This is a genomic window from Hymenobacter sublimis (assembly GCF_023101345.1).
Taxonomy (GTDB): Bacteria; Bacteroidota; Bacteroidia; order Cytophagales; family Hymenobacteraceae; genus Hymenobacter; species Hymenobacter sublimis.
Genome location: NZ_CP095848.1, coordinates 1135102 through 1161854 on the forward strand (window position 1 = coordinate 1135102; position 26753 = coordinate 1161854).

Consider the following 26753-nt stretch of genomic DNA (forward strand, 5'->3'; position numbering starts at 1 on the left):
GTAAATCACCCGCGCTCAGGCCCCGCAAACATACGCGAGAGGAGTAGGAACGGTAGCCATTGAAATAAAGCCAACAAGGCGGAGCAACTCGTGCGTAAGGTAGTCCTTCTACGGCGGTTCAACTTAACGCCCCACACTGGCGGCGGTCAGCTTGTAACCGGCAGAAAAGTGCTGGGGCTTCTCTTTTGCGGATCCGGAACGGTAGGATAAAATCGTTTTCGGCCGGCCTATCAACGCTCTTACGTTCACCTTGCGGGGCGGCGTAACGCTGCGCTAGGGCCTAGAATAGGGGTAGGTCGTATGGCAGCTGCGTCATGCCGAGGAAGACATGCTAGCCGCCGAGTTGCCCACTCCGCTCTTTCCCGCGAGTGTAGTACCTTACGCAATGGATTTAGCAAGGCAGATGGCCGCCGGAACCGTGGGGGTAGACCCCGCCGGGTACGTTCACCTCCAATGGGGGCCGGGGTCCGGGGATTCTGCGGCGGCCCGGGCCGTGTTCGACGAAGTGCTGCGCCTGTTGCAAGTTTCGGGTTTCGGGAAGCTGCTGACGGATCAGCGCCAGCGCGTTCCGGCCACGGAGGAATACATGGGGTGGCTGCTGGTCGACTGGTTGCCCCGGGCGGGCACGGGCCAACTGCTCACCCAGGTTGCCGTCGTGACAGCCCGGCCCTTGCACCTGCGCTTACAATCCTTGGATGTCAGCTCGGAAGGAAAGCGGCTCTACGGCATCTGCACCCGCTACTTCGCTACCCTGGAAGAAGCCAGCCAGTGGCTGCAGGAGACCAATGGGCAGGAGCCAGGCACCTAATTGAGAAGTAGCACTACTGGCCGGGTTGCCCGGGGAAGGATGCAGTACGCAGGCTCCGCTCGGTGCTGAAGAGGGCATAAAGTCGAACCCCAGCTGCTACCTCTATATAGGTAACTAGGTTCCAACCGGCGCTCCTAGCAGGAAAATACCAGGCCTGCAGCTTTCTACGGGTTCAGGTGCACGACATCGTGCTCCTACCCAAGCCCAACCCAACTGCTCAGCCGTCCGTCCTGTACCGGGGGCTGCCTTACTGGGCTGCCGCCGGATACCAGTTGCGCAGCCGCACGTCAATTTTCTGGTTGGCCGCATTCACGGTTTTCCGGAAGCCTTCCACATCGCTCAGCCCGTTCTGACCCCGGTAGTGGTAGGGGTACACAATGCTGGGCTTAAAGGCCAGGACGCCCTGCGCGGCCTGCTGCACGTCCATGGTGTAGGGGAGGTTCATGCACACGAAGGCCACGTCGATGCCCTTGAGGGCCCGCATTTCGGCAATGTCTTCCGTATCGCCGGACAGGTAGACGTTTGTACCGCCCAGACCTAAGACGTAGCCGTTGCCCCGACCCTTAGGATGCCGGGAATCGGCCGTTTCAGGCAGGTTGTACATGGGCAGGGCCGACACCGTCAGCCCCAGCGTGTCGAGTCGCTGGCCGTTGCGCAGGACACGCACCCGCGCCTGGTACTCGGCCGGCAACTGATCGGCTACCGCCTGAGGCACTACCAGTAGAGCCTTACTCACGGAGAGGCCGGCCAGGGTTTTCGTATCCAGATGGTCGCCGTGAATGTCCGTAATCAGGATCAGATCAGGCGCCGCCAGCCCAGCATAGGCCGCGGCACCGCCGTAGGGGTCCACGTACATCGTCTTGCCTTGCCAAGTGAATACCACGCTGCCGTGGGTAATGGGCTGCACTGTGAGCGGACCTTTTTTGGTTTTAATCTGGTCGGCAGCGGCCCGTGCGGGGGCCGCGGTGGGTGCTGTAGAGGCGGTAGGAGCAGTTTGAGCCTGGGCCTGAAGAGTAAACGTGGCCAGCGCAGCCGTGAGCAGGAAAGTAGATTTCATTCGTTTTCTAACGGTTGAGTGACGTTGTTACCGGGTTTGTCCAGCCGCCGGACTCCGCGGGGGGAGCTACCTCTACAAGCGGGACGATAACCCGCTTGCTTTGCCCAAACTTAAGTAAGGCAATTGGTCCGGTCCTCGCGCCGGGCGCTGTTGGAAGCCTAGCGGAATCTGATTGAATTACCGAACCGGTAACCGTGGTATTACTTAGGCTTATTGTGACTAGGCCGCCGCTGCTTTGCGACGTTCGGCCTCTGCCTTTACCGCTGCCTTGAAGTCTTCATTGCCGTGCAGTTCAGGATGGGCTTTCCACACGGTGCCCGGGGCGTCCCCGTTCTGCAGGCGGTTCAGGGCCTCGATGAGCCCATCGGCTTCGGGAGACTTCTGCGGGGCGGCTTTGGCTTCTGCCGTTAGCTGCTCGGACTCCTCTTCCCCAAAGAAGCCGTGTTGGTAAAGACCCGTTAGCTTGAGCACCGCCCGGCTCAACGCCCGTTTCTCGGCGGTTTCTGCAAAGTAGCTGTTCTTGCAGTTCTCCGGCACGGCGCTGCCGTAGGTTTCTACCGTGGCCTCGTCCATCTTCGCTACGGCCTTAATGACGGCGTACTTGGGTTCGAGCTTCAGGGCTTTATAGCTGACCTGGATGCCGTAGTGAGCTTGCACCTTCTCAATGCCGGAGCGGGTCAGGATGGTATAGTGCTGGTGCTGAAACACGTCTTCCTTAATCAGGCCGCACTCCTTATAGAGGCTGTTAAGCTTGTCGGCCTTGGTGGCGGGGGCTTGTTTGGCCATTGTAATCTGCGGGGTATAAGAGTAGTCGAACGAGACGGGCGCCTAGAAGGCACCGTACTTCCTACGGTCTGAGGTTCGCGCCGTTGCCCCAAGTGCTGGAATCCAAGGAAAACAAACGAGCCCGGAAGACCAGAACTACGGCAGCCTGTACCCTAAATAACGGGAAAACCGCGCGGTCTGTGGAAAGCTGCCGGCTGCAGTCTGCGCAAGAGTTTTTGTAAAACCTGTGTATGCCAAGGTGCGCAGGGTAACCTCGGGGTGGGTATGAATAGGAGCTACTCTTCGGCGAGTAGTTTCTGCTTGTAGAGGTAGTTCGTGATTGTAAAGAGGGCGTAATTCTTGTCCCGTACGGTGGCGGGAAAGAACTGCCCTTCAGTGAGTTCGTTCAGCAACTGACCGAAACGGATGGAGGTGGAGCTAAACTTCAATCCGTCGTAATCTCCTTGCCAAGGGCTATACAGATAAGTGGGCTTATCATCCGAATTCTCAACGATCAGCCTTTTGCCATCTGCGAAAACAAATACAACTCTACTCCAATTCCGGGTTGTGCTCCAATTGCCGTAGGCTTGCCCGAACGCACTAGTGAGTTGGCTGGCAGTTAAAGAAGCAAGGTTGCCGGCGGTGTTTTTGTAAAAACTAAAATCCGCATTCTCCCCTGGAAATTGATACAGGTTGTCCCTGTCAAACGGGGTGAAGCCCTGCTTTTTTATCTTTTCCGCTTCCCGGTCGATAAAGGCCTGGAAATGCTCAACGTGGTCCTTGCTGATGCCCAGGTCAGAAAGCTGTACTGCTTGGGTCCGAGACTGGTCCAAGGCAGCCACTAGCTCTGCTACGACGGAAGCGGGAATGCGCTCAGCCATTTTCGGCAGGAAAGCATTCGGTTTTTTGGGCGTCATCAACTCAAACTGATTGCCCTTTCTTGCGAAAGACCGGCGGCTATTGTCCGCGTGAAAGCAGCCCTGGGAGCCCCTTTCCACGTGAAATTCAGCCACTGCATTTGCTTGTTGACCAAATAAGCTGGCTGGTAGAGTAAACGGTAGCAGTACTTTCCGCTGCTCATCTACCCGGAAATAGTTGGTAAGGGGTTGGTCGGCTACTAGGAGTTGACCATTGAACAAGGCCGCAGTGGCAATGGGGAAGGGAGCCGTTAGAAACCGCGCCCACCGTTTGCTTGCCTTGTCATAACGTACAATGTCCTGGCCATCAACGCCGTACTCCGCGCCGTGGGAACGTATGGTCAGCTCCGGGTCCGGGATGTCAATCTGGTTGGTTAGTAAACGGGCGGCGGTGAATTGCGCGGGCTCAATGCGGTAGACCTTGTCGTGGGTAACGGCAAACAGCTTTTCATTGCGGACGAAAAGGGCGCGGGGAGCTTGGTCAAGGGGCTGCGTGGAGTGCCAAATAGGGCTGAAATCCTGCTGGTAGAGTTGGATGGTCAGGTCTTTCTGTACCGTATACAGGTGGCCCGCTGGGCTTACCTCAAAGTCTATAACTTCCGGAAGACGTTGCCAATCAACGTGGTTAGAGGGGGTGATGAATACTTTTCCTTCCTGGTTGAGTAGGTAGTACTTGCCGAAGATCCGGGCCTTACGTACCTCCGGCCGTTGTTCCTTGGATAGCTTGCGGTATTTGTTCTGACTTAGCGGGGTAGGTAGTTTTTCCCAGGTGCGGCAGTTGTCTGTGGTGCGGTAAAGTACATTCCAGTGCGAGCCAAACAGACCGGTTTTTTCGTCCGGGGCAAAATGGATGGTGGAAAAGCGCAGATTACCCGTGGATTCTACCTTATTGAATTCGCGCCAGCTGCGGCCGCTGTCTTCGGTACAGTAAATGAGCTGGGAGCTGCCGCTCATCCAGGCTTTGCCGGTAGGGGTGGCGTAGCAGGCATCAATCCAGCTACTCTTGCCGAAGGTGACTTTGCGCCAGGAGGCACCGTGGTTGTCGGACCAGTACACGAAATCCTGCTCCCCCTTATCCTGAATAAAGCCGGAAACCATCAGCACGTTTTCCGAAAAGTGAGTTACCCTTTCATAGGTTTGGCCTAGGCTAACAGCCCCGGTGGTAGCCCCCGTAATGGAGGCGTAGTTCCATACGGCTCCTACCTGCTTGGTGTAGTAGATATTGCCAGCTTTGGTAGCTATCCACACTTCTTCCGCCGGCGATACGCTTATTTCGGAAAACCCACCGACCACGGGCAACCGGGCCAAGTACTCGTCCTGGCCCACAACAGGAAAGGTAAAAAGGAGCAGAAGGAAGGAGAATAGAAGTTTGTGCATCATAGGATAATTGAGGGTATGGAAGGTAGCACCTGTGGTAGCGCAAGAACAACTACTAGGCGCTTTCATTGTGTAGCTCGGCCGCTAGGCAAGGCGCTACACCAGCGCACGGGTTTCAACTCATCATTTCAGGCAGCCACGTGCAGACAGTAGAATTAAACAACGGAGTGAAAATGCCCCTGTTGGGCTCTGGCGTGTTCCAAGTTCCTGACCCTATTGAGTGCGAAAACAGCGTAGGAGAAGCCATGAAAGCCGGCGACCGGCTTATAGATACGGCTGCTTCTTATCGGAACGAGGAGGCTGTGGGCCGGGTCATCCGGCGGAGCGGTGTGCCGCGCGAAGACCTGTTCATCACCACCAAATTGTGGGTAAAGACGCCAGCTACGAAGGGGCCAAACAGGCCTTTAAAACGTCCCTGCAGAAGCTCGGGCTGGAGTACCTCGACCTCTACCTGATTCACCAGCCATGCGGCGACGTGCACGGTGCGTGGCGCGCCATGGAAGAGTTGTACAACGCGGGCCGCATCAAAGCCATTGGTGTCAGCAACTTCGCTCCAACCGCCTCTGCAGCCCCGTAACATCAGCCAGCTGCCCGCTTACTCACGTAGTACCCGATGGGGTAGGGCTACTGCTCCTGGTGGGCCTGCCCACCGAGGCTACTTGGCTACAGGCCGAAACTGACCGTTGTTTTTACCCTACAGCACCTGCGCGGTGCCAAAGAACCGCTTATGCTGCACCTGGAACGCATTAAATGGGGACGCATCGCGCTGGCTTGGCTGTTGTTCGCTTTGTTCATGATGGGGCTTGTCTACGGCCAGGCCGTTAGCCGGGGCGCGGCAGTACACTGGCGGACGGTGGTGCTGGTGCCCTTGCTGCACAGCTTGCTCTGGGCCCTGCTTACGCCGGTAGTATTTGCCCTCGCCTCGCGGTTTGATTTGACGGCCGGCCGGCGCGGCTGGCTAACCAAATTCCTGGTGCACATTGGGGTAGGCATTGCGCTGACGCTCGGGTACCGGGCGGCATATGTGCTCTTGTTGCGGCTGCTGGCCGTGCCCGGCACGGAAGTAAGTTGGTCTGCCATAGTGGCTTCCCTCAACGTGTGGGTGCCCATGTATTGGATGCTGCTGCTGGCCGCCTATGCCCTGGAGTACTACGACCGGTACCGCAACCGCAGCCTTGAAGCCGCCCAACTGGAAACTCAACTGGTGCAGGCTCAGCTACAGGCACTTAAAATGCAGCTGAACCCGCATTTTCTTTTCAACGCGCTAAACGCCATTGCAGCCCTAACCGGCGACGATGCCAAGGCCGGGCAACGCATGATGGGCAAGTTGGGCCAATTTCTGCGCGTGGTGCTCGACCACTCAGATGCCCAGCAGGTTACGCTGGAGCAAGAGCTGCAGTTCACGGCGCTTTACCTGGAAATTGAGCAGATCCGCTTTAGCGACCGGCTTCGGCTTTGCTACGAGGTGGATGCACAGGCCCGGCCCGCACTAGTGCCCAGCCTGCTCTTGCAACCGTTGGTGGAAAATGCCGTTCGCCACGGCATTGCCCGCAATCCGGATGGCGGCACCGTCTGCCTGCGCGCGGCTCGCCAGGGCGACCGGCTGCAACTGGCCGTCTACGATGACGGACCGGGAGCCCCCGGTCCCGACGGAGCTTGGGGTATTGGCCTGCGCAACACGGAAGAACGCCTGCGTACCCTCTACGGTGCCCGCGCGGCCTTGCGCATCGATACCGCCCCGGCGCAAGGCTTCACCGTTTGGCTGGACCTACCCTTCAGCACTACTCCCTAACCTCGCCGCTTCTGCTTTGGAACCCATCCGTACCCTGCTTGTCGATGACGAACCCCTGGCCCGCCGGCGCTTGGCCCAGCTGCTGAGTGAAGCCCCCGACTTCACCATCAGCGGGGAGTGCCGCAATGGGGCCGAAGCCCTCGCCGCGCTGCAGCAGGGCCCGGCGGTGGACGTAGTGTTTCTGGACGTGCAAATGCCGGACTTAAGCGGCGTGCAGGTGCTGCGCCAGCTGGAAGGGGAGGGGCCCTGGCCGCTGGTGGTATTTGTAACGGCCTATGACCAGTACACCCTGCAGGCCTTCGAAACTCATGCCGTAGACTACCTGCTCAAACCCATTGATGAGGAGCGGTTTCAGGGCTGCCTGGCTCACCTGCGCCGCTTGCTGACTCAACGCCAAGCAGCGGCAGTAGCCCCCGCCGAGCAATTGCTGGTCAAGCAACCCGGCCACTATTATTTCGTGGCCGCCGAGCAGGTGCAGTATCTGGAAGCACGTGGCAACTACGTAACCGTGCACGCCGACGGGCGGCAGCACCAGCTACGCGCCACGCTCGCGCAGTTGGAAAGTCGGCTTGATCCGCAAGGATTTCTGCGGGTGCACCGCTCCGTGGTCGTCAACACGCGCTACCTCAAGGAGCTTCGCCCCTGGACTCGTGGCGAGTACCTGCTCACCCTGCTCGATGGCACCCACCTAACATCGTCGCGCGGGTACGCCGATAATATTCAGCGGTTCTTAAAGGGCTTCGCGCTATAAAGGGGAGTAGGCTTTTGCGCCTAGTGTACCATTCATCCCGCAAATAGTCCTACTCGTCCCTTGTCGAGCTACGTGCAGAACGAAAGTAGCGTAGGCAGGCTACGTCCGGGCCGACAGGCTACGGCCTCATTCTCGCCTTGCCGCTTCCTTTTTCTTATGCAGCCTACTACCTGTTACCAGGCAGATCAGGAATTCATCTTACGCCTGCGCCGCCGCGGCCTTATGTATTCCCTGCCAACAAGTTTAGAAGCGCCGGCGCTGGGTAGGGTGTAGCCTCAGCACATCGGGGTAGCTGACTAGGCCCGGCACCTGCGCCCGCACTACTCCGCACTTGACCCGCTCTACCTCGAGGGCTGCATCAGGAGGATGTTGCAGTTGCCATAAGCTACAGTCACGTTCCAAAGCTGCAGGGCTTAAAGCTACTCGCGAGCCGGCCGTGAGTGTCTACCCCAACTACCCGCTCGGTACGTCATCAGGCCACTTGCGGGCCCTTTCCTCTGCTTTACCTACTTCACTACTCATACCCATTCATGAAAAACCACTCTGCTTCACATCATCACGTTGCGTTGTTTTCCTGGCAGCTGACCAAGCGTTGGGGGCGCATTTTCGCCTGCTTGCTGCTGCTAGGAACAACCCTGCCTGCCTGCAACGACGACAACAACGAGGAGCCCGAGCCCGGCCTGATTCAGCCCGCCGGCAGCCCCAGCGTGCCCTTCAGCGAGAACATGGACGCGCAGATGCGCGCTGTCATCGAGCAGTTCGTAGCGTTTGGCACGCCGCCCTTGCCCACCCTCTCGCCTCGGCAGGCCCGCATGGCGCCCTCGGTTACGGACGCGGTAGAAACCCTGCTGCGCAAAAACAACCGCGAAGCCCGCGCCGCCGCCGTAACAACCACCCAGCGCCTGATTCCGGGCGCCTACACGCCCCAGTCGGCCCCGGATGGCATCTTGGTGCGCATCTACACGCCCACCAGCGGCAGCGGCCCGTTCCCGGTAGTGGTGTACTACCACGGCGGCGGCTGGGTGATTGGCTCACTAGACGTGTATGAGCCCTCCGCTAAAGCTCTGGCGGAAAAAGCCGGCGCCATTGTGGTGAACGTGGACTACCGCCTTTCACCCGAAGCCAAGTTCCCGGCGGCCCACGAAGACGCCTATGCGGCCTACAAATGGGCCCGCGACAATGCCGCTTCCTTCGGCGGCAACCCGGCCAAGGTAGCCGTAGCTGGCGAGTCGGCTGGGGGCAACATGGCCGTAGGAGTGAGTTTGCTGGCTAAGGAGCGCAGCCTGACGCTACCCACCCACATTCTGTCGGTATACCCCGTGGCCAACAACGACTTGAACACGGCTTCTTACAACCAATATGCTAACGCCCAGCCGCTGAACCGGCCGAATGTGCAGTACTTCACCATGAACTACTTCCGTACCATGGCCGACGGCGACAACCGGCTTATCTCCCTGGTAGACGTGGCCGATTTGCGCGGCTTGCCAGCAACCACCATCATTGCCGCCGAAATTGACCCGCTGCTCACCGAGGGCCAGCAGCTGCGCGACAAGCTCACGCAGGTGGGCGTGGCCACTCAGTACATGCTCTACAGCGGCACTACCCACGAATTCTTCGGCACCCACGACGTCGTGCCCAAGGCCATCGAAGCCCAGGACTTTGCGGCCTCCCGGCTGAAAGCGGCGTTTCAATAAGCTGATCCGTGGGTAAGGCCAAGCCATATAACCTGGGCTTACGGGTAGGTGAACTGTGCAGGCTTGGTATTCAGATCATTGCCTACACAGTCCACAACTTCAGCAACTTGCCCTGGCCTTTCACGGGGCCCCGACGACATGGCGCGGCCAGCATAAGCGCGGTGCATCTTAAGGGCGTCCAGCTATTGCAAAAAGAAGAGGTGCACTGAGGTAGTGCTCAAAGAAAAAGCCCGGTCAGCTACTGACCGGGCTTTTTCTTTATGATTCCGACTGCTTGAGCTACTCCTTTTCGGGCTGCATTTGCATGTTCATCATTGCGGCGAGCATGGAGTCAGGGAACAGGGCGCTGGAGGCGAAGTTCATTTTGGCTCCGAAGGTAGGTAGCACGCGGGCGTCGCCGTTGAGCAGGCCTTTGTAGCCGCCCTCGGCTACTTCCTGGGCCGTGGCTTTCTTGCTTTGGCCCACTTTGGTGTCCTCGGCATTGGCCACGCGGAAGAAGTCGGTTTCGGTGGCGGGCGGGCAAAGTACCGTCATGGTCACGTCGGACTTCATTTCCTTCAGCTCCTGTTGCAGAGCCTCCGAGAAACTGAGCACAAAGGCCTTGGTAGCGGCGTACACAGCTTGGCGCGGGTTGGGCAAAAACGACACCACGGAGCCCAGTTGCAGGATTTTGCCGGCGTTGCGGGTGGTCATCTCGCGCAGAAATAGCTTGGTAAGCGTCATCAACGCCAGCACGTTTACGTGCACAATGCCCATTTCCTTGTGCAAATCGGTTTCCACAAATAGGCCCGCTTCGCCAAAGCCCGCGTCGTTAACCAGCACATCTACCTGCAGGCCCTGGCGCTGGGTTTCCTCGAAAAGGTGCACCGGCCCCTCGTGGGTACTCAAGTCAGCGGGAATGACGAAGGTTTGCACGCCGGTAAACTCCTGCTGAATTTGCTGGGCAGCCTGCTCCAAGTCGCCGCCGGGGCGGGCCGAGAGGATAAGGCAGTAGCCGTCGCGGGCAAAGCAGCGGGCGAGTTCAAAGCCGATGCCGCTGGAGGCTCCGGTAATCAGCACAGTTTGGGAGGTAGGCATAATGCGAAAAAAAGGTGAGGAAGGTGAAGTAACTAGCTGGGTAACCCCGTTGCTGCGGAGTTAGGATGCGTTCAGAAAGGGAGGGGCGAGGTAGCAAGGCTACTCGGCGTCCTTCAAGGATTGCATGTCAATGACGTAGCGGAAGCGCACTTCCTTGTCCAGCATCTTGTCGTAGGCGTCGTTGATGTCCTGCATACGGATCATCTCTACCTCGGGCAGGATCTGGTGTTTAGCGCAAAACTCCAGCACTTCCTGCGTTTCGGCAATGCCGCCGATAACAGAACCAGCCACCGAGCGGCGGTGCATGGCTATTTCTTGGTTGTCTAGTGGCGCCTTGTAGGGTCCAATGAGGCCCACCGTGGTAATGACGCCGTTGCGCTTGGCCAGCTTCACGTAGTCGTTGACCTCGAAGGCGTCGGGGATGGTGATGAGGATGAAGTCGAACTGCAACTCGTAGGCTTCCATCGCCTTCTTGTCGGTGGAAACCAGGACCTGATGGGCACCTAGTTTTTCGGCGTCGGGTTGCTTATCGGCGTCGCGGGTAATGGCCGTAACGGTGGCACCCAGGGCCCGGGCCAGCTGCACGGCCATGTGGCCCAGCCCACCGATGCCCACCACTGCCACGCTACTACCGGGGCCAACCTGCCAGTACTTGAGGGGCGAGTAGGTGGTGATGCCGGCGCACAAGATGGGCGCGGCGGCTTTGATATCCAGCGCCTCAGGAATGCGCAGCACAAAGGATTCCTTCACCACGATGTTGGTGGAGTAGCCCCCAAACGTATTGAAGTCCTTGTTCTGGGGTTTCATGTAGCCGTTGTAGGTAGCCGTCCAGCTCACGGGGCCTTCGCAGTAGTTTTCCTCGCCCTCTTGGCAGGCGCTGCACGCGCCGCAGGAGTCAATCATGCAGCCCACGCCCACCACGTCGCCGGCCTTGAACTTGGTTACGGCGCTGCCTACCCCAATCACGCGGCCGATAATCTCATGGCCCGGCACGCAGGGATAAATGGTATTGTGCCAGTCGTTTTTGACCTGGTGCAGATCGGAGTGGCACACCCCGCAGTAGAGAATATCGATGTGTACCTCATCGGCCTGAGGCGGCGTGCGCTCAATTTCCATGGGCTTCAGGCCATTAAAAATAGAGCCAGTTGCGCCGTACGCTTTCGTGGGGAGGGCTTGCATAGAAGTGGTAGGTATACGTAGGTGAAAAGGTGAAAAAAGCAGGGTTGGGTAGTAGCTAACTGGCCTAGCCTCAGGGCGCAGGGAAGCAGTGGGCTAGGTTGGCGTTGTGAGCCTAAGCAGGCGGTTTATCTATACCCGCTGGAACGTTGCTTGGTTGACCTACCCGGTGGCTTTGCCAAAAAGTTATGCGGGTAGTGGCTCGCTTTTATTGCCTTGAATAGCTGGCTGTTGCACGCTGCCAGACGTCGCTGCTGCTGTGCCTGGCAGTAGCACCCTACCGCAGAATCATTAGGGTTGGCTAGGCAACATAACCGGTGGTAGCTGTGGGCAGAATCAGGAAAGCAAACCCGGGCTTCCGTTGGGTAGGGCCACCCGCCGTGGGGTAGGGCCTGATGACAAGCACCAGATTACTCGCTGCACCGTCTTACAGCTAGTAAAAAGCGTATTTACCGGGTGGCTGCGCCAGCAAAAAACGGAACTCAAGAGGCGAAAAGAGGTGTTGCGCGCGCGCGTGGCTGCAGACTGAGCAACTGAGCAATACAATTGTAGTAAGCGTGCGGGATAATGGCTTGGGGCTCAGTGAAGGCCAGCAGCAACGCTTATTTGGTGTGTTCCAGCGCCTGCACACGCATGTGGAGGGCATGGGGGTAGGCTTGTACATGATTAAGCGGTTGATTGAAAACGCCGGCGCATCCATTGCCGTGACCAGCGCGCCGGACGTGGGCTCCACCTTCACCGTGACGTTTCCGGTGTAGTAACCACTTGTCCGTTAGGCTAGGGCAGGGGTCGTAACACGCGGCATTGAATCTGGGAGCAGACTAATATGCGTATGTTAGGAACCCACTACCTCCCCTCATGCCTCGCCATCCTCGCAAACCACCGCCGGTACTAGACGCTTCAACCCTTGGCTGGCTGCTGCTGGGCTTGGGTACGCTGCTGCTCGGCGCATTAGTCTGGCGCTTTGGCTGGTAGCTGCAGGCCTGCTTTCAAAATAACCCGAAGCCCCCACGCACACGGGGCTTTAAATTGGGTTCAGCAAAGTGCGCGGCGTAAGACTCGCTTGTGCGCGTGCGGCCCGAGACTGTACTATTCGTTCCTGAGAGTAGTACCGAATAAGGGCAGGTAGGGCCGCCAGCCGCGGGTGCCGGCAGCGGCAGAAGTGGCTGGCCAGTGCCGGCAAGCTCCGAGAGGAAGACGAGGGTAAATGCAGTAAGGATTGTTCACGGAATATCTTGAACTTTAGCCTGCCGAGCCGCTAAGTAGAGGCCCGATGCAGCCCGTTGCCCATGCGTATTCCTGCCCCCGCGGCGTCTTTCCTTGCGCGTTTTGTCGTTTTCGTTGGCCTAGCGCTGGGAAGCGTAGCCTGCGCCCGCAAAGCGCCGCCTCCCAAGTATGTAATCGGCTTTTCGCAGTGCACCAACGGCGACGCGTGGCGGCAGGCGATGCTGGCCGGCATGAAAAAGGAGCTGAGCTTCTACCCTGAGGTGGATTTTCGCCTCAAGGATGCCAAGTATAACAGCGCCTTGCAGGAGCAGCAAATACGGGAGTTGCTTCAGGAAGGCATTGACCTGCTGATTGTTTCGGCCAACGAAACCGAGCCAATAACTCCCATTGTAGAAGAGGTTTACAACCGGGGCATCCCAGTCGTTATCCTCGACCGGCGGACTACCTCCAAGCTATATACGGCCTTTGTGGGCGGCAACAACGTGGAGGTGGGCCACACCGCCGGCAACTACGTAGCCAACCTGCTGGGGCAACGGGGGCAGGTGTTGGAAGTGCTGGGTGCTCCAGGCTCCTCGCCGGCTACCGACCGCCACCAAGGCTTTGCGCAAGCCCTGGCCGCCTACCCCGGCCTGCGGCTGGTAGCGCAGGTTAACAGCAACTGGGAGCGTCCTTCGGTGCTGGCGCGGCTACCCGCCATGTTGCGCGCCCATCCCGAGGTTGACCTCATCTTCGCCCACAACGACCGGCTGGCCCTGGGCGCCTACCAGGTGTGCAAGCAGCTGGGGCTCGATCGGGAGGTGAAGATTGTGGGCGTGGACGGGCTGCCCGGCCCGCGCGGTGGTATTGAGCTGGTGCAAGACGGCATTATCAAGGCCACCTTGCTGTACTCGCCCGGCGGGGAGGAGGCCATTCGCACGGCAATGCGCATTCTGCGCCGCACGCCCTTCAACAAGGAAAACATACTCAGTACCATGGTCATCGACTCGACCAACGTATTGACCATGAAGCTGCAAACTGAAAAGCTGGCTAGTCAGCAGCAAGACATTCAGCGCCAGCAGCAACTCCTGCACCAGCAGCGTGCTACCTATGCCAGCCAGCAAACGGTGCTGTACGTGCTAGCTGCCGCTCTGCTAGGGGCGGCACTGCTAGGGCTGCTGGTGTGGCGGGCCTTCCGGGCCAACCGCCGCATTAATCGGCAGCTGGAGGAGCAAAACCAGGAAATTCTCTCCCAACGCAACCAGATTCAGGCCTTCGCTGAGCAGGCCCGCATTGAAACCGAAGCCAAGCTGCGCTTCTTTACCAACTTTTCCCATGAGCTGCGCACCCCGCTCACACTTATTCTCGGGCCGGTGGAGGAGATGCTCACCAGCGGCCCCGCATTACTCCCGGCCCAGCGCCACGACTTGGGCCTGATCCGGCGTAACGCCCAGCGCCTGCTGCAACTGGTAAACCAGCTCATGGATTTCCGCAAGATTGACGTGGGCAAGATGCCGGTGCGCGCCACCGAGGGCAACCTGGTGGCCTTCGTTCGCGAAATCATGGACGTGTTCGAGCGGCCCGCCCGGCAGCGCGGCATCAGTCTGCGCTTCCTGCCCGCCGAGCCTACCCTCCCGGTCTGGTTTGACGTGAACATTCTGGACAAGGTGTTTTTTAATCTGCTCAGCAACGCGCTAAAGTTCACGCCCGACCGGGGCCAAATTACCGTCAGTATCCAGCCCCTGCTGCCGGAACGCATGGTGCGGGTAAGCGTGGAGGACACCGGCACGGGCATTTCGGAGGCCGACAAAGCACACATTTTCGAGTGGTTTTACCAGGGGCAGCAGTCCGCGGCGCGGGGCTCCGGCATGGGGCTGGCCCTGGCCTTGGGCCTCACCCGTTTGCACCAGGGCCAGCTTACGTTCATCAGCCAACCGGGCCGGGGTAGCACCTTCGTCGTGACCTTGCCACTGGAGCTACCCGCCGAGCTGCGTTCCGGAATCAGCCCCACTCAAGTACCGGCCGCCTTCCTCCTCGATGAAGATATTGCTACCCCAGCTTCGGCTACCGATGCGGGAGTAGGACCAGCGGCGGCGGGTGCTGGCGGCGAAGCGCTGGTGCTGGTGATTGAGGACAACCCCGAAGTCAATGCCTTCCTGGCCCAGAAGCTACGGCCTCACTTCCAAGTCAGCACCGCCACCGACGGAGCTGCTGGCCTGCGCCTGGCCGCCGAAACCATTCCGGACCTGATTGTGTGCGACGTGATGCTACCTGAGCTGAGTGGGCTGGAAGTGGTGGCCCAACTCAAGGCCGACTGGCGCACTTCCCACATTCCGGTGGTGCTGCTCACGGCCCGCAACGCCCCGGAGCAGCAGGTGGAGGGCGTACAGGCCGGCGCCGACCTCTACCTCACCAAGCCCTTCAATCCGGCCTTTCTACTCGAAAGTCTGCGCACCTTGCTTCGTAACCGCGACAAGCAGCGGGAGCATTTCCGCCGGGAGCTGTCGGTGAATACGGCCACGGTGGCCCCGCAGCGGGTGGATCAGAAGTTCCTGGCCGACCTCACGGCCATTGTGGAGGCCAACCTCAGCCGCTCGGAGCTGAGCGTAGAAGACGTGGCTCGCAGCCTAGGCATTTCGCGGGTGCAGCTCTACCGCAAAGTGAAGGCTGTGCTCGGCACCGGCGTTACTGATTTCATCCAGGGCATCCGCCTGACCAAGGCCCGTCAGCTCCTACTCGACGACGACCTGACCATTGCCGAAGTGGCCTACCAGCTGGGCTTCTCGTCGCCGTCTTATTTCTCTACCTCCTTCAAGGCCCGCTACCAGGTGTCGCCCTCCGAGTTCCGGGTCCTGCACACCGCGGCAGGGTAAGAGTTTATGATTCGTGTAGAGACGCACCACGTGGCTCCGCCGGCCTGCAGTTCGCGTCTCAGTGTCAGAACAACGGTTATAGAACTAGGAACTGTTAACAGGTAGCTCAAAGGCCGTCATGCAGAGCGCAGCGAAGCATCTCGCGTGGTGTCGTTGCCAAACTATATGTCATGCTTGCTCTGGCGTCCGCTTGTCGAAGCATCTCTACCGCTTCGTTGCGTTACTACCTAACATCAGCACGCGAGATGCTTCGCTGCGCTCTGCATGACGGCCTTGTATAATTCACAAGCTGTAACTGTTCAACCGCAGCAGCGAGGAGGACGCAAACCGCAGGTCGGCGGCCACGTGGCGCGTCTCTACAGGCCGTGTGCCCTTACTCCGGAACCACTCTGAGTACGCACGCACTCAGCGCCGGGCTGACTCCTGCCAACGGGGGCCAGCCCGGCGCTTTTACTTTCGTGCCACTGCGCGAAAAAAGGCATGTATCAAATTTGAAAATCAGGTATCAGAAATGATAATGGCGGCGCATGTGGCGGTTGTGGTTATGATGTAAGAAGTTGATTTATAATTATTTAGATAAAAAGTCGTGTTTGATTCAAATCTGCAAGAGATTGGATGAATTGAGCAAGGCTGGGCTGGGCGGTTGCGGGATATTTGGGTCATTACTCGGCGCTGCAACGGCAGGCCGATTGGGTTACAGTACCGCCGCCCTGCTACCCCAAGTTGTAGCTGCCAAACGAAGGGCGGAAGCTGGCGGCGGGGCTTTCCCGGTGCGTGCTACCTCGCCCATTCTGGGGTGGTGCGTTGGGCCGGCTCCCAGGCCGGATTTGCGCTTGACTATCCTTCCATCCATTCCAATTCCCACATGAGACACACTGTACCCTCGCTGCGTGGGGCCGCTGGGCTGACGCTGCTTTCCGCCCTGCCGCTGGCCGCTGCGGTGCCGGCCCCGGCTGCTCCCGCGGGGCACCTGCGCACCCTCACTGAAGCCCCCGCCGACGTGCCCGTAACCGGCCGCATCCTCGATGAAAAAGGCGCCGGGATGCCCGGCGTAACGGTGGTAGTAAAAGGCACCGCCCTGGGCACCACCACCGACAACGACGGCAACTTCTCCCTGGCCGTGCCCGACAATGCCACCACGCTGCTGTTCTCCTTCGTGGGCTATAAGTCGCAGGAAGTGGCGCTGGCGGGCCGCACCACGTTCACAGTGACCTTGGCCCCCGATGCGGCGGCCCTGGACGAGGTAGTGGTAACCGGCTACCAAACCCAGCGCAAGGCCGACCTGACCGGGGCCGTGGCGGTAGTAAAGCCCGAGGAAATCCGCGACATGGCCTCCAACGACGTGACCCGCAACCTCCAGGGCCGCGTGCCGGGCGTGCAGATTACCACCGATGGGGCCCCGGGCAGCGCCGCTACCGTGCGCATCCGGGGCTACGGCACCCTGCTTTCCGGCAACAACGACCCGCTCTACGTCATCGACGGGGTGCCCACCAAGGAAGGCATCAACCAGATCAACCAGAACGATATTGAGTCGATTCAGGTGCTGAAAGACGCCTCGGCAGCCAGTATTTACGGCTCGCGGGCCGGCAACGGGGTTATCATTATCACCACCAAAAAGGCCAAGAAGGGCGCTACCCGCGTCGACTTCTCCACCTTTTTCAGCCTCCAGACGCCCGGGCCGCACCTGCAGCTGCTCAACGCCCAGGACTACGGCCGGGTGTACGGGCAGGCCGCCATCAACGACGGCAAGGTGCCCAGCCTGCCGTACTACAACTTCCAGACCTCGCGCGACGCCAACGGCAACCTGGTGCTGAACGGGGTAACCATTCCGGAGTTCATCGACGCCGACAAGACCATGCGCGCCGCCGACACCGACTGGTTTAAGGAAACCCAGCAGAACGCACTGATTCAGAGCTACAACCTGAGCGTGAGCAGCGGCAGTGAGCGGGGCGGGGCCTTGTTTTCCCTGAACTACTACGACAACGACGGCACGCTGAAGTACACCGGCTTCAACCGCATTACGGCCCGCCTGAACTCCGACTACAACTTCCTGGGCGGCAAGCTGAAGGTAGGCGAGAACCTGACGGTGGTGAAGTCGCGGCGGGCGGAGTACGACCTGGGCCTAGTGCGCGACCGGACCACACAGCTGCCCTCCATTGTGCCGGTGCGCACCGTGGATGGGGTAGGGTGGGGCGGCCCCGTGGCGGGCATGAGCGACCGGGACAACCCCCTGCGCCTGCTCACCGACAACCAGCAAAACCGCTCCAACACGGGCCGGGTGTTCGGTAACCTGTTCGCCGACGCGGAAATCCTGAAGGGCCTGCACCTGCGCAGCAGCTTCGGCATCGACTACAGCCTGTTCAAGTACCGCCAGATTTACAAAACCTACAAGGCGGGCTTTCTATCGGAGCAGAACAACCGCGTAACCGACAATGAGCGGTTCTGGGGCAACTGGGTGTGGCAGAACACGCTCAACTACGACATGACCCTGGCCGGCCAGCACACGCTGGGCTTTGTGGTGGGCACGGAGCGCCTCAGCTACTACGACGAAAGCTTTTTTGCCTCGCGCACCAACTTTGCCAGCGAAGACCCCACCTACGTCTACCTCGACGCCGGCGCCGCCAACAAGGACAACGGCGGCTCGGGCACGGCCTACAAGCTGGCTTCCTACTTCGGCAAGTTCAACTACTCCTTCGCCGACCGGTACCTGGCCTCGTTTACCCTGCGCCGCGACGGTTCCTCGCGCTTCGGGGCAGACCAGCGGTTTGGGGTGTTTCCGGCGGCCTCGGTGGGCTGGCGCCTGAGCGAGGAAGGTTTCCTGAAAAACAACGTGGCCCTGCTCTCGGACCTGAAGCTGCGCGCCGGCTGGGGCCAGACCGGCAACCAGGACATTGCCAACTTCGCCTCGCGCGGCCTCTACCAGTCCTTGCTCGGCATCGGCGACCCGAACTTCGAATACGACCGGGGCACGGCCTACGACATCTACGGCAATGACACCAACCTGCCCTCGGGCTACCGGCGGGTGCAGCGCGCAAACCCCGGCCTGAAGTGGGAAACCAGCACCCAAACCAACTTCGGCGTGGACTTTGGCCTGCTGCAGAATAAGCTCTCGGGCTCCGTCGACTACTTCGTGAAGAAGACCGAAGACATCCTCGTGAACCTGCCCTACCTGGCGGTGGTAGGCGAGGGCGGCGACCAGTTCGTGAACGGGGCCTCGGTGGAAAACAAGGGCTGGGAATTCCAGCTCGGCTACCAGAACCGGCTGGGTAACGGACTGATCTACAACATTTCAGCCAACCTGGCCAGCTACCGCAACCGGCTTACCTTCCTGCCCGACGAGGTAATCAACGCCTACGGCGGCAACGGCCAGGACGTCACGCGCCTGGGCCACTCGGTGAATGCCGTGTACGGCTACGTAGCCGATGGCCTCTACCAGAACGCCACCGAAGTTACGGAAGGGCCCACGCAGGTAGGCGCCGCGCCCGGCCGCATTCGCTACAAGGACCTGAACGGCGACGGCAAAGTCGACAACTTCGACCAGACCTGGCTCACGGAAGGCATTCCCGATTTCAACTACGGTCTGAATCTGGGCGCGGGCTTCAAGGGCTTCGATGTGCAGCTGTTTTTCCAAGGCGTGCAGGGCCTGGAGGCCTACAACAACGCCAAGTTCCGCACCGATTTTGCCTCCATTGCGTCGGGTGAGAACTGGGGCGCCCGCCTGCTCGACGCCTGGTCGCCGACCAACACCAGCTCCAGCATTCCGGCCCTAACTCTGATTAACAACAATAACGAGGGCCGCGCCTCCACCTACTTCATCGAAAACGCTTCCTACCTGAAGCTGCGCAACGTGCAGCTGGGCTACTCCCTGCCGGAAGCCTTCGTGCAGAAAATCAAGCTGCAGGGCGTGCGCGTGTACGTGCAGGGCCAGAACCTACTGACCATCAAAAGCAAGGAGTTTACCGGCCCCGACCCGGAGGTAACCAACTACCAGTACCCGGTACCCCGCATTTTCTCCACCGGCCTCAACGTGTCTTTTTAAGATCAGAATTTAGAAAGAAGAGCATAGAACCAAGATTTCGACCATTTAGAATCCGCCTCTACGCTCTAACCTCTCAGTTCTAAGCTCTAATCTAAATTCCCATGAAACTTCTCAAAACCAGTGTGCTGGCCGTTTCCCTGCTGGCCCTTTCCGTTGGCTGCAACGATAAAGATTTCCTGGAGGTGGCTCCTACCGGCGCGCTCAGCGACGAGCAGCTGAATACGCCCGCCAACATCGAAAAACAGGTTATTGCCGCCTACTCCCAGCTCGGCAACGACGTGTACCGCGCGCCCTACACCTCCATGTGGCCCTATGGCAACGTGCGCGCCGGCGACGCCTATAAGGGCGGCAACGGCACCGCCGACGTGGACGCCTTCCACTTCTACGAAACCTTCACCTTCAACCGCGTCGATGTGGGCAACACCGACGAGCTGTGGTTTCTGATTTACATCGGTGTTTCGCGCACGAATGACGCTTTGCGCCGCCTTAATAATGTGGATGCCAGCGCCATGCCTACTAAGGCTGTGCGCCAGGGCGAGCTGCGCTTTCTGCGCGGGCACTACTATTTCCTGCTCAAGGAGCTGTTTAACCGGGTGCCCTACATCGACGAAACCATTCCGACGGAGCAGTACGCCCAGGTGTCGAACGTGGCGCTGAGCAGCGACGCGCTGTGGACCAAAATTGCCGACGACTTCCGCTTCGCCGTGGCCAACCTGCCGGCCGACCAACCCGAAATCGGGCGGGCCAATAAGTCGGCGGCCCAGGCCTACCTGGCCAAAACCTTGCTCTACCAGGCCTACGTGCAGAATACCAGCCACGCCGTCACGAGCATCGACCAGAGCAAATTGCAGGAGGTAGTGACGCTGACGGACCAGGTAATCAACTCCGGCAAGTACTCCCTGCACCCCGATTTTGCCACGAACTTCCTGACCATCGGCGACAACGGGCGGGAGTCGGTGTTTGCCATTCAGTTCTCGCGCAACGACGGCACGCCCAAGGGCCGCACCGACCGGGGCAACCAGCTGAACTACCCCATGAACCCCGACTACGGCTGCTGCGGCTTCCACCAGCCCAGCCAGAACCTGGTCAACGCTTTCAAAACCGACGCCCAGGGCCTACCCCAGTTCACGACCTTCAACAACTCGGATCTGAGCGCCCCGGCCGACTTCCAGACCACCACCGTGGACCCGCGCCTCGACCACACGGTGGGCATTCCGTCGCACCCCTACAAGTACGCGCCGGCCTTCATCTTCGAAACCTCCTGGCTGCGCGACCAGAACACCTATGGGGTGTATATGTCGATGAAGGAGAACGTGTTGCCCTCGGATCCCAGCTTCCAGAAAACGCCGCCCTTCATGAGTTCCTCCAAGAACTGGGCCCTGATTCGCTACGCCGATGTACTGCTCTGGAAAGCCGAAGCCCTGATTGAGCTGGGCCGCCCGGCCGAGGCCCTGCCCCTCATCAACCAGCTGCGGGAGCGGGCCAAAAACAGCACCGCCCGCCTGAAAACCACCACCGGCGCCAACATCTCGAACTACAACATCGGGCAGTACCCGGCCGCGCAGTGGAACCAGGCCTACGCCCGCGAGGCCCTGCGCTTCGAGCGGCGCCTGGAGTTTGCCATGGAGGGGCAGCGCTTCTTTGATCTGGTGCGCTGGGGCATTGCCGCTGAGTACCTGAACACCTACTTCGACAAGGAGAAAACCAAGCGCCAGTACCTGCGCGACGCCCGCTTCACCAAGGGCCGCGATGAGTACCTGCCCATTCCGCTGAATCAGATTAACTTCAGCAAAGGCCTCTACCAGCAGAACCCGGGTTGGTAACAGCGGAAGCTGTTGGCTGATGGCTATTAGCTGTTAACCAGCTACTTGCCTTATGTGTTAAGGGCCGTTTCTTTTCTTCTCACCCAAATGCTAAAAGCTAGCAGCCATCAGCTAACAGCTCACTATGAAAAACAGCAACGTGTTCTTTTGGTCCCTGGTGGTAGCGCTGGGCGGCTTCCTGTTCGGCTTCGATACGGCCGTTATTTCCGGGGCCGAGAAGGCCATTCAGCAGGTATGGAGCCTGAACCCCGTGGAGCACGGCTTCACCATTTCCATTGCCCTGATAGGCACCGTGTTCGGGGCCATCTTCGGTGGTCTGCCGTCGGATAAGCTGGGGCGGCGCCAGACGCTAATCTGGATTGCGGTGCTCTACTTTGTGTCGGCCCTGGGCGCGGCCCTGACCAGTAACTGGGTGGCCTTTATGGTGTTCCGCTTCCTGGGCGGGCTGGGGGTAGGGGCCTCGTCGGTGACGGCGCCGCTCTATATTTCGGAGGTGTCGCCGCCGGAGTCGCGGGGGCGGATGGTGAGCATGTTTCAGTTCAACATTGTGCTGGGTATCCTGGTGGCCTACCTTTCCAACTACCTGCTCACGGGCATGGGTAGCGAAGACTGGCGCTGGATGCTGGGCGTGCAAGTGCTGCCAGCCCTGGTGTTCTTCCTGCTGCTGTTCCAGGTACCGGAAAGCCCCCGCTGGCTGATCGGGCAGGGTAGGGTGGAGGAAGGGCGCCGGGTGCTGCAGCTCATCAACCCCGCCCAGGCCGACCAGGACGTGGCCAGCATCCTGACCACCAACGCCGCCGATGAAGCCCTGGGTGGCGGCCATTCCCTGTTTGCGCGCCAGTACCGCGGCCCGGTGATGCTGGCCGTGCTGTTTGCCGTGTTCAACCAGGTGTCAGGCATCAATGCCATCATCTACTTCGCCCCGCGCATCTTCGAAATGACCGGTTTGGGTAAGGGCTCGGCCCTGCTGTCCTCGGCCGGGCTGGGGCTGGTGAACTTTGCCTTCACGCTGCTGGCCCGCCAGTTCATCGACCGGTTCGGGCGCCGCAAGCTGATGCTCATCGGTTCCTACGGGCTGATTGTGACCTTGGGGCTGGTGGCCTGGGCCTTTTACCGTCAGGACTTTAGCGCCCTGGGCGGGATGCTGGTGCCGGTGCTGCTGTTCGTGTACATTGCCTTTTTCGCCTTTTCGCAGGGCGCCGTTATTTGGGTGTTCATCTCCGAAATTTTCCCCAACACGGTGCGCGCCAAAGGCCAGGCCCTGGGCTCCTCTACCCACTGGGTTATGGCGGCTATCATTGCCTTCACGTTTCCGTATTTCGCCGAGAAGCTGGGCGGCGGCAACACCTTCGCCTTCTTCTGCGCCATGATGGTACTACAACTGCTGTTCGTGTGGCGCCTGATGCCCGAAACCAAAGGCACCAGCTTGGAGCAGCTCGAAAAGACGCTGGTACTGCATTAGGAGCTTGGGGTCTTGGGGACTTAGGGTCTTGGATGACGTTCTGTTATGCTCCTGAGCTTTACACAAGTCCCCACAAGATCCTAAACCCCCAAGTCCTCACCTACGACCTTAATCTTGCATCCATGACCCCAAGACCCCAAGACCCCAAGACCCCAACTATTGTCTGCTTTGGGGAAGTGCTCTGGGACGTGCTGCCGACGGGCAAACAGCCGGGCGGCGCGCCCTTCAACGTGGCCGTGCACCTGCACCAGCTTGGTCTGCCCGTGGACCTAATCAGCCGCGTGGGCGACGACGAGCTGGGCACGGAGCTGCTCGACTTCATTGCTTCCAAGGGCCTGCGCACCGACTTTGTGCAGCGGGGCAAAACCCACCTGACGGGGGTAGTAAAAGCCAACGTCGACGATGCCCAGGAGGTCACCTACAAGATTGTGCAGCCCGTTGCCTGGGACTACATCCAGTACGACACGCCTCTGGAGCAGCTGGTGGGGCAGGCCGAGGTGTTTGTGTTCGGCTCCCTGGCCGCCCGCCAGGCCGGCACCCGCGAAACCCTTTACCGCCTGCTGGAGCACGCCAAGTTCAAGGTCTTCGACGTGAACATGCGCCCCCCGCACTACACCAAGGAAGTAACCAAATACCTGCTCGAAAAGGCCAGTCTGGTGAAAATGAACCACCATGAGCTAGCCGAAATCATAACGTGGTTTGGGCCAGAAATGGCGCGCCCCACCGCCATGCAGTGGCTGGCCGAACGGTTCGAGCTGCAAGCCGTCTGCGTGACCTGCGGAGCCGACGGCGCCCTGCTCTGGACCGGCGGCCAGCTCTACCGCGCCGCTGGTATACCAGTGACAGTTAAAGACACCATCGGCAGCGGTGACGCGTTTTTGGCAGCCTTGCTCAAAGGCTGGCTGGCCGGCCAGGAACCCGGCGAAGCCCTACGCTTCGCCTGCGCCACGGGCGCGTTGGTTGCTACTCACCAGGGCGCTACCCCCACCTTCACGGAACACGATGTAACCAGGCTGCTGGCGGTTCAGGCAGTGTAGACGTTAGGGCGGCAGTTTTTGAAGAACGTCATGCAGAGGCGCAGCCGAAGTATCTCGCTCGGCTGATGTTGCCAAATTAATTCAACGATTTGAGCGAGATGCTTCGCCTCCGGCTCTGCATGACGTTGCTATCCATAGCAAACAGTCCACTTTAACTTCCTCTCCCATCCACCCGATATGAAAAAGACCCTACTTCTAGCGCTTTCCTTGGTTAGCCTGACCGCCCTGGGACAAACCCAACCGGCTGCGCCCATCCCGCCCGCTACCCTGCAGTACCGCCCAGCCTATCACTTTAGCCCGGCCAAGATGTGGATGAACGACCCCAACGGCATGGTGTACTTCAAGGGCACCTACCACCTGTTCTTCCAGCACTACCCCGAGGCCATGGTGTGGGGCCCCATGCACTGGGGCCACGCTACGAGTAAGGACCTGATTACCTGGCAGGAACAGCCCATTGCCCTGTTTCCGGATAAGCTGGGCTGGATATTCTCGGGTAGCGCCGTCATCGACGAGAACAATACGGCGGGCTTTGGCAAGAATGCTATGGTCGCCATTTTTACCCACCACAACGACCCCGAGGAGAAAAAGAAAACCAACCGGCACCAGTACCAGAGCCTGGCCTACAGCCTCGACGAGGGCAAGACCTGGACCAAATACGAGGGCAACCCCGTGCTACCCAACCCCGGCATCCAGGACTTCCGCGACCCGAAAGTAAGCTGGAACCCGCTGGCCAAGCAGTGGGTGATGACCCTGGCGACCAAGGACCGGATTACGTTCTATTCCTCGCCCAACCTCAAGCAGTGGACCAAGCTCAGCGAGTTTGGCGAGAAGCTAGGCGCCCACGGCGGTGTGTGGGAGTGCCCCGATTTGTTTCCGCTGACGCTCAACGGCAAAACTTACTGGGTGCTGTTGGTGAGTATTAACCCCGGCGGGCCCAACGGCGGCTCGGCTACCCAGTACTTTGTGGGCCAGTTCGACGGCAAAACCTTCACGCCCACCACAACTACCCAGAAGTGGGTTGATTGGGGAAAGGACAACTACGCCGGCGTAACCTGGGGTAATACCGGTGCCCGCAAGATTTTCCTGGGCTGGATGAGCAACTGGGAGTACGCCAACCAGGTGCCCACCTCGCCCTGGCGCAACGCCATGACCGTCCCGCGAGACCTGGCCCTGCGCCAAGTCGGCTCGGAAATCTACCTGACTTCCCAGCCCGCCAAGGAGGTAGCTAGCGCCCTGCAAGCCGCCCAAACTCTGAAAAACCTGACGGTAAAATCAGAGCTAAACCTGGCCGACCAGATTCAGAACCCCGGCCCGCAGTTTCAGCTCAAGCTCACGACCAAGCAGCTCCAAGACATGGCCGTGGTATTGTCGAATGCAGGAGGCGAGGAGCTGGTTATTGGCTACGATAAGCAGACCAACCAGTACTACATCGACCGCACCAAGGCCGGCCTGAGCACCTTCAGCGACAAATTCGCCGGCCGCCACCCGGCCCCACGCTTGGCTACCGGCCCCGCCGCCGACCTGACGCTCCTCTTCGACGCTACCTCCGTGGAACTGTTCGCCGACGGCGGCCTGACCACGATGACGGAAATCTTCTTCCCCAAGCAGCCTTTTACTCAACTCAAGCTACGCTCTACCGCCGGCCTGACGGTAGACGCGCTGACGTATGCCAAGGTAGGGGCGATGGTGAAGTAGCAAACCCCACCCCAACCCCTCCCCGGTGGGGAGGGGCTTAGGATAGCACCACAACGGTGTCAACTGGTGGCGTTGTAATGGTAAAATAAGCCCCTCCCCACCGGGGAGGGGTTGGGGTGGGGTCACCAAAAAGGCCCCGCTGTCTACCAGCGGGGCCTTTTTAATACATACACAATCCTCTACGCCAGCACCTGAATGACGGCTTCGGAGAACCGCTCCATTTCTTCCAGCTGGGGGCTGCACTGGAGCAGGAACAAATCCACGCCAACCTCCTCGAAGGCACCGATACGGTCGGCTACTTGCTGGGGCGTGCCGGTGAGGCCGGAGCGCAGGCCGCGGTTAGAAACCGAGTAATCCTGTAAGGAAACCTGGTTTTCGAGCTGAGTGCCGGCCAGCCACTGCTGGTAGTTTTTGTAGCCGGCGGCCGAGCCTTGCACGTTGGTGATGCGCTCCAGTTCCTTTTTTACTTCCTGCTCAGTGTTGCGCACGATGCTGTAGGCGGCTACCCCGAACTTCATGGGCGGCAAGTTCAGCCGGTCGCGGCGCTCCTGCAGGTCCTGGATGCGGCGGCCGATGGCGGCGGGCTCGTCGCCGTGCATCACGTAACCATCACACTGGGCGGCAATGAGGTTCTTGGCGGCTTCCGACTCGCCGCCGGCGTAAATGAACGGCCGCGGGCGCGACACGGGCTTGGGCTGCAGAATGGAATCGGTGACCTTGTAGAACTTGCCTTCGAAGGTGAAGTGGTCCTGCTTCCAGAGGTTGTCGACTACGTGCAGCCACTCGGCGGTGCGGGCGTACCGGTCGTCGTGCTGCTCGAAGTGCACGCCGTACTTTTTGGCCTCATCCTGCCACCATGACGACACCACGTTCAGGCTCAGGCGGCCGTTGCTGATGTGGTCGATGTTGGCGGCTTGCTTGGCCAGGAGGGCGGGGGAGTGGAAGGTAGGCCGCACGGCCACCATCAGCTCAATTTTCTTGGTCACGGCCGCCAGAGCTGCCGCCGTGCTCCAGGCGTCCAGCGAGGGGGCTTCCTCACCTTTGATGTCGTTAAGATTGAGCTCGGCAATCAGGGACAGGTCGTAGCCCAGGTCCTCGCTGCGCTGGGCCAGCGTCTTCACGTAGTCCCAGTCGGCGCGCATGTTTTCGTCCTCTACGTTGCGCAGCCACCCGCCAAAAACGGGCATCCAATATCCGTACCGCATGG

General features: G+C 59.8%; 18 protein-coding genes and 1 pseudogene. 12 read left to right on the plus strand and 7 right to left on the minus strand.

What is annotated here, in order from left to right; genetic code table 11:
* Window positions 1-385 precede the first annotated feature (385 nt).
* A complete protein-coding gene (locus MWH26_RS04860; RefSeq protein ID WP_247976277.1) occupies window positions 386-808 on the plus strand; it encodes a hypothetical protein in 423 nt (140 codons plus the stop codon).
* Window positions 809-1055: 247 nt separating this feature from the next.
* Here the strand turns inward: MWH26_RS04860 and MWH26_RS04865 are convergent, their stop codons facing one another.
* The 3 genes from MWH26_RS04865 to MWH26_RS04875 form a co-directional block, all read right to left on the minus strand.
* A complete protein-coding gene (locus MWH26_RS04865) occupies window positions 1056-1865 on the minus strand; it encodes an MBL fold metallo-hydrolase (protein WP_247976278.1) in 810 nt (269 codons plus the stop codon).
* Window positions 1866-2084: 219 nt separating this feature from the next.
* Entirely contained in the window at window positions 2085-2651 is a 567-nt protein-coding gene (locus MWH26_RS04870) for a hypothetical protein (RefSeq protein ID WP_247976279.1), read from the minus strand.
* Between the two features lie 275 nt (window positions 2652-2926).
* Window positions 2927-4927 carry a WD40/YVTN/BNR-like repeat-containing protein gene (locus MWH26_RS04875; protein WP_247976280.1) on the minus strand — a complete coding sequence of 667 codons (2001 nt, stop codon included), beginning with the start codon at window positions 4925-4927 and terminating at the stop codon, window positions 2927-2929.
* A gap of 242 nt (window positions 4928-5169) precedes the next feature.
* On the opposite strand from MWH26_RS04875, the pseudogene MWH26_RS04880 reads away from it, so the two are divergent.
* The 3 genes and pseudogenes from MWH26_RS04880 to MWH26_RS04890 all read left to right on the plus strand — a co-directional run bounded on the left by MWH26_RS04880 (window position 5170) and on the right by MWH26_RS04890 (window position 7467).
* Window positions 5170-5501, plus strand: a pseudogene (locus MWH26_RS04880) (aldo/keto reductase).
* Between the two features lie 150 nt (window positions 5502-5651).
* Entirely contained in the window at window positions 5652-6716 is a 1065-nt protein-coding gene (locus MWH26_RS04885; protein WP_247976281.1) for a sensor histidine kinase, read from the plus strand.
* A 16-nt stretch (window positions 6717-6732) separates the two neighbouring features.
* Entirely contained in the window at window positions 6733-7467 is a 735-nt protein-coding gene (locus tag MWH26_RS04890) for a LytR/AlgR family response regulator transcription factor (RefSeq protein ID WP_247976282.1), read from the plus strand.
* A gap of 243 nt (window positions 7468-7710) precedes the next feature.
* Here the strand turns inward: MWH26_RS04890 and MWH26_RS04895 are convergent, their stop codons facing one another.
* Window positions 7711-7869 (minus strand): hypothetical protein, encoded by a 159-nt coding sequence (locus MWH26_RS04895; RefSeq protein WP_247976283.1) that lies wholly within the window; start codon window positions 7867-7869, stop codon window positions 7711-7713.
* Between the two features lie 128 nt (window positions 7870-7997).
* Between MWH26_RS04895 and MWH26_RS04900 the strand changes: the two genes are divergently transcribed.
* Window positions 7998-9161, plus strand: coding sequence for an alpha/beta hydrolase (locus MWH26_RS04900; protein WP_247976284.1), 1164 nt, complete (start codon window positions 7998-8000; stop codon window positions 9159-9161).
* Window positions 9162-9440: 279 nt separating this feature from the next.
* Here MWH26_RS04900 and MWH26_RS04905 read toward each other — a convergent pair whose 3' ends face one another.
* Window positions 9441-10238, minus strand: coding sequence for an SDR family NAD(P)-dependent oxidoreductase (locus tag MWH26_RS04905; RefSeq protein WP_247976285.1), 798 nt, complete (start codon window positions 10236-10238; stop codon window positions 9441-9443).
* Window positions 10239-10337: 99 nt separating this feature from the next.
* Complete coding sequence (locus tag MWH26_RS04910; protein ID WP_247976286.1) at window positions 10338-11417, minus strand: NAD(P)-dependent alcohol dehydrogenase; 1080 nt, start codon at window positions 11415-11417, stop codon at window positions 10338-10340.
* Between the two features lie 515 nt (window positions 11418-11932).
* Here MWH26_RS04910 and MWH26_RS04915 point away from each other — a divergent pair.
* From MWH26_RS04915 to MWH26_RS04945, 7 genes are all read left to right on the plus strand, one after another.
* Window positions 11933-12172: an ATP-binding protein gene (locus MWH26_RS04915; RefSeq protein ID WP_375374047.1), complete on the plus strand. Its 240-nt coding sequence runs from the start codon at window positions 11933-11935 to the stop codon at window positions 12170-12172.
* 531 nt (window positions 12173-12703) lie between these two features.
* Window positions 12704-15490, plus strand: coding sequence for a substrate-binding domain-containing protein (locus MWH26_RS04920; protein ID WP_247976288.1), 2787 nt, complete (start codon window positions 12704-12706; stop codon window positions 15488-15490).
* A gap of 865 nt (window positions 15491-16355) precedes the next feature.
* Complete coding sequence (locus MWH26_RS04925; RefSeq protein ID WP_247976289.1) at window positions 16356-19529, plus strand: SusC/RagA family TonB-linked outer membrane protein; 3174 nt, start codon at window positions 16356-16358, stop codon at window positions 19527-19529.
* 101 nt (window positions 19530-19630) lie between these two features.
* Window positions 19631-21352 (plus strand): RagB/SusD family nutrient uptake outer membrane protein, encoded by a 1722-nt coding sequence (locus MWH26_RS04930; RefSeq protein ID WP_247976290.1) that lies wholly within the window; start codon window positions 19631-19633, stop codon window positions 21350-21352.
* A 124-nt stretch (window positions 21353-21476) separates the two neighbouring features.
* Window positions 21477-22814, plus strand: a complete 1338-nt coding sequence (locus MWH26_RS04935; protein ID WP_247976291.1) for a sugar porter family MFS transporter — start codon at window positions 21477-21479, stop codon at window positions 22812-22814.
* A 122-nt stretch (window positions 22815-22936) separates the two neighbouring features.
* Window positions 22937-23851, plus strand: coding sequence for a carbohydrate kinase family protein (locus tag MWH26_RS04940; protein ID WP_247976292.1), 915 nt, complete (start codon window positions 22937-22939; stop codon window positions 23849-23851).
* A gap of 177 nt (window positions 23852-24028) precedes the next feature.
* On the plus strand, window positions 24029-25546 hold the full coding sequence (locus MWH26_RS04945; RefSeq protein WP_247976293.1) for a glycoside hydrolase family 32 protein: 1518 nt from the start codon (window positions 24029-24031) through the stop codon (window positions 25544-25546).
* Between the two features lie 179 nt (window positions 25547-25725).
* On the opposite strand, the gene MWH26_RS04950 is transcribed toward MWH26_RS04945, so the two are convergent.
* Complete coding sequence (locus tag MWH26_RS04950; RefSeq protein WP_247976294.1) at window positions 25726-26751, minus strand: LLM class flavin-dependent oxidoreductase; 1026 nt, start codon at window positions 26749-26751, stop codon at window positions 25726-25728.
* Between the last annotated feature and the right edge of the window lie 2 nt (window positions 26752-26753).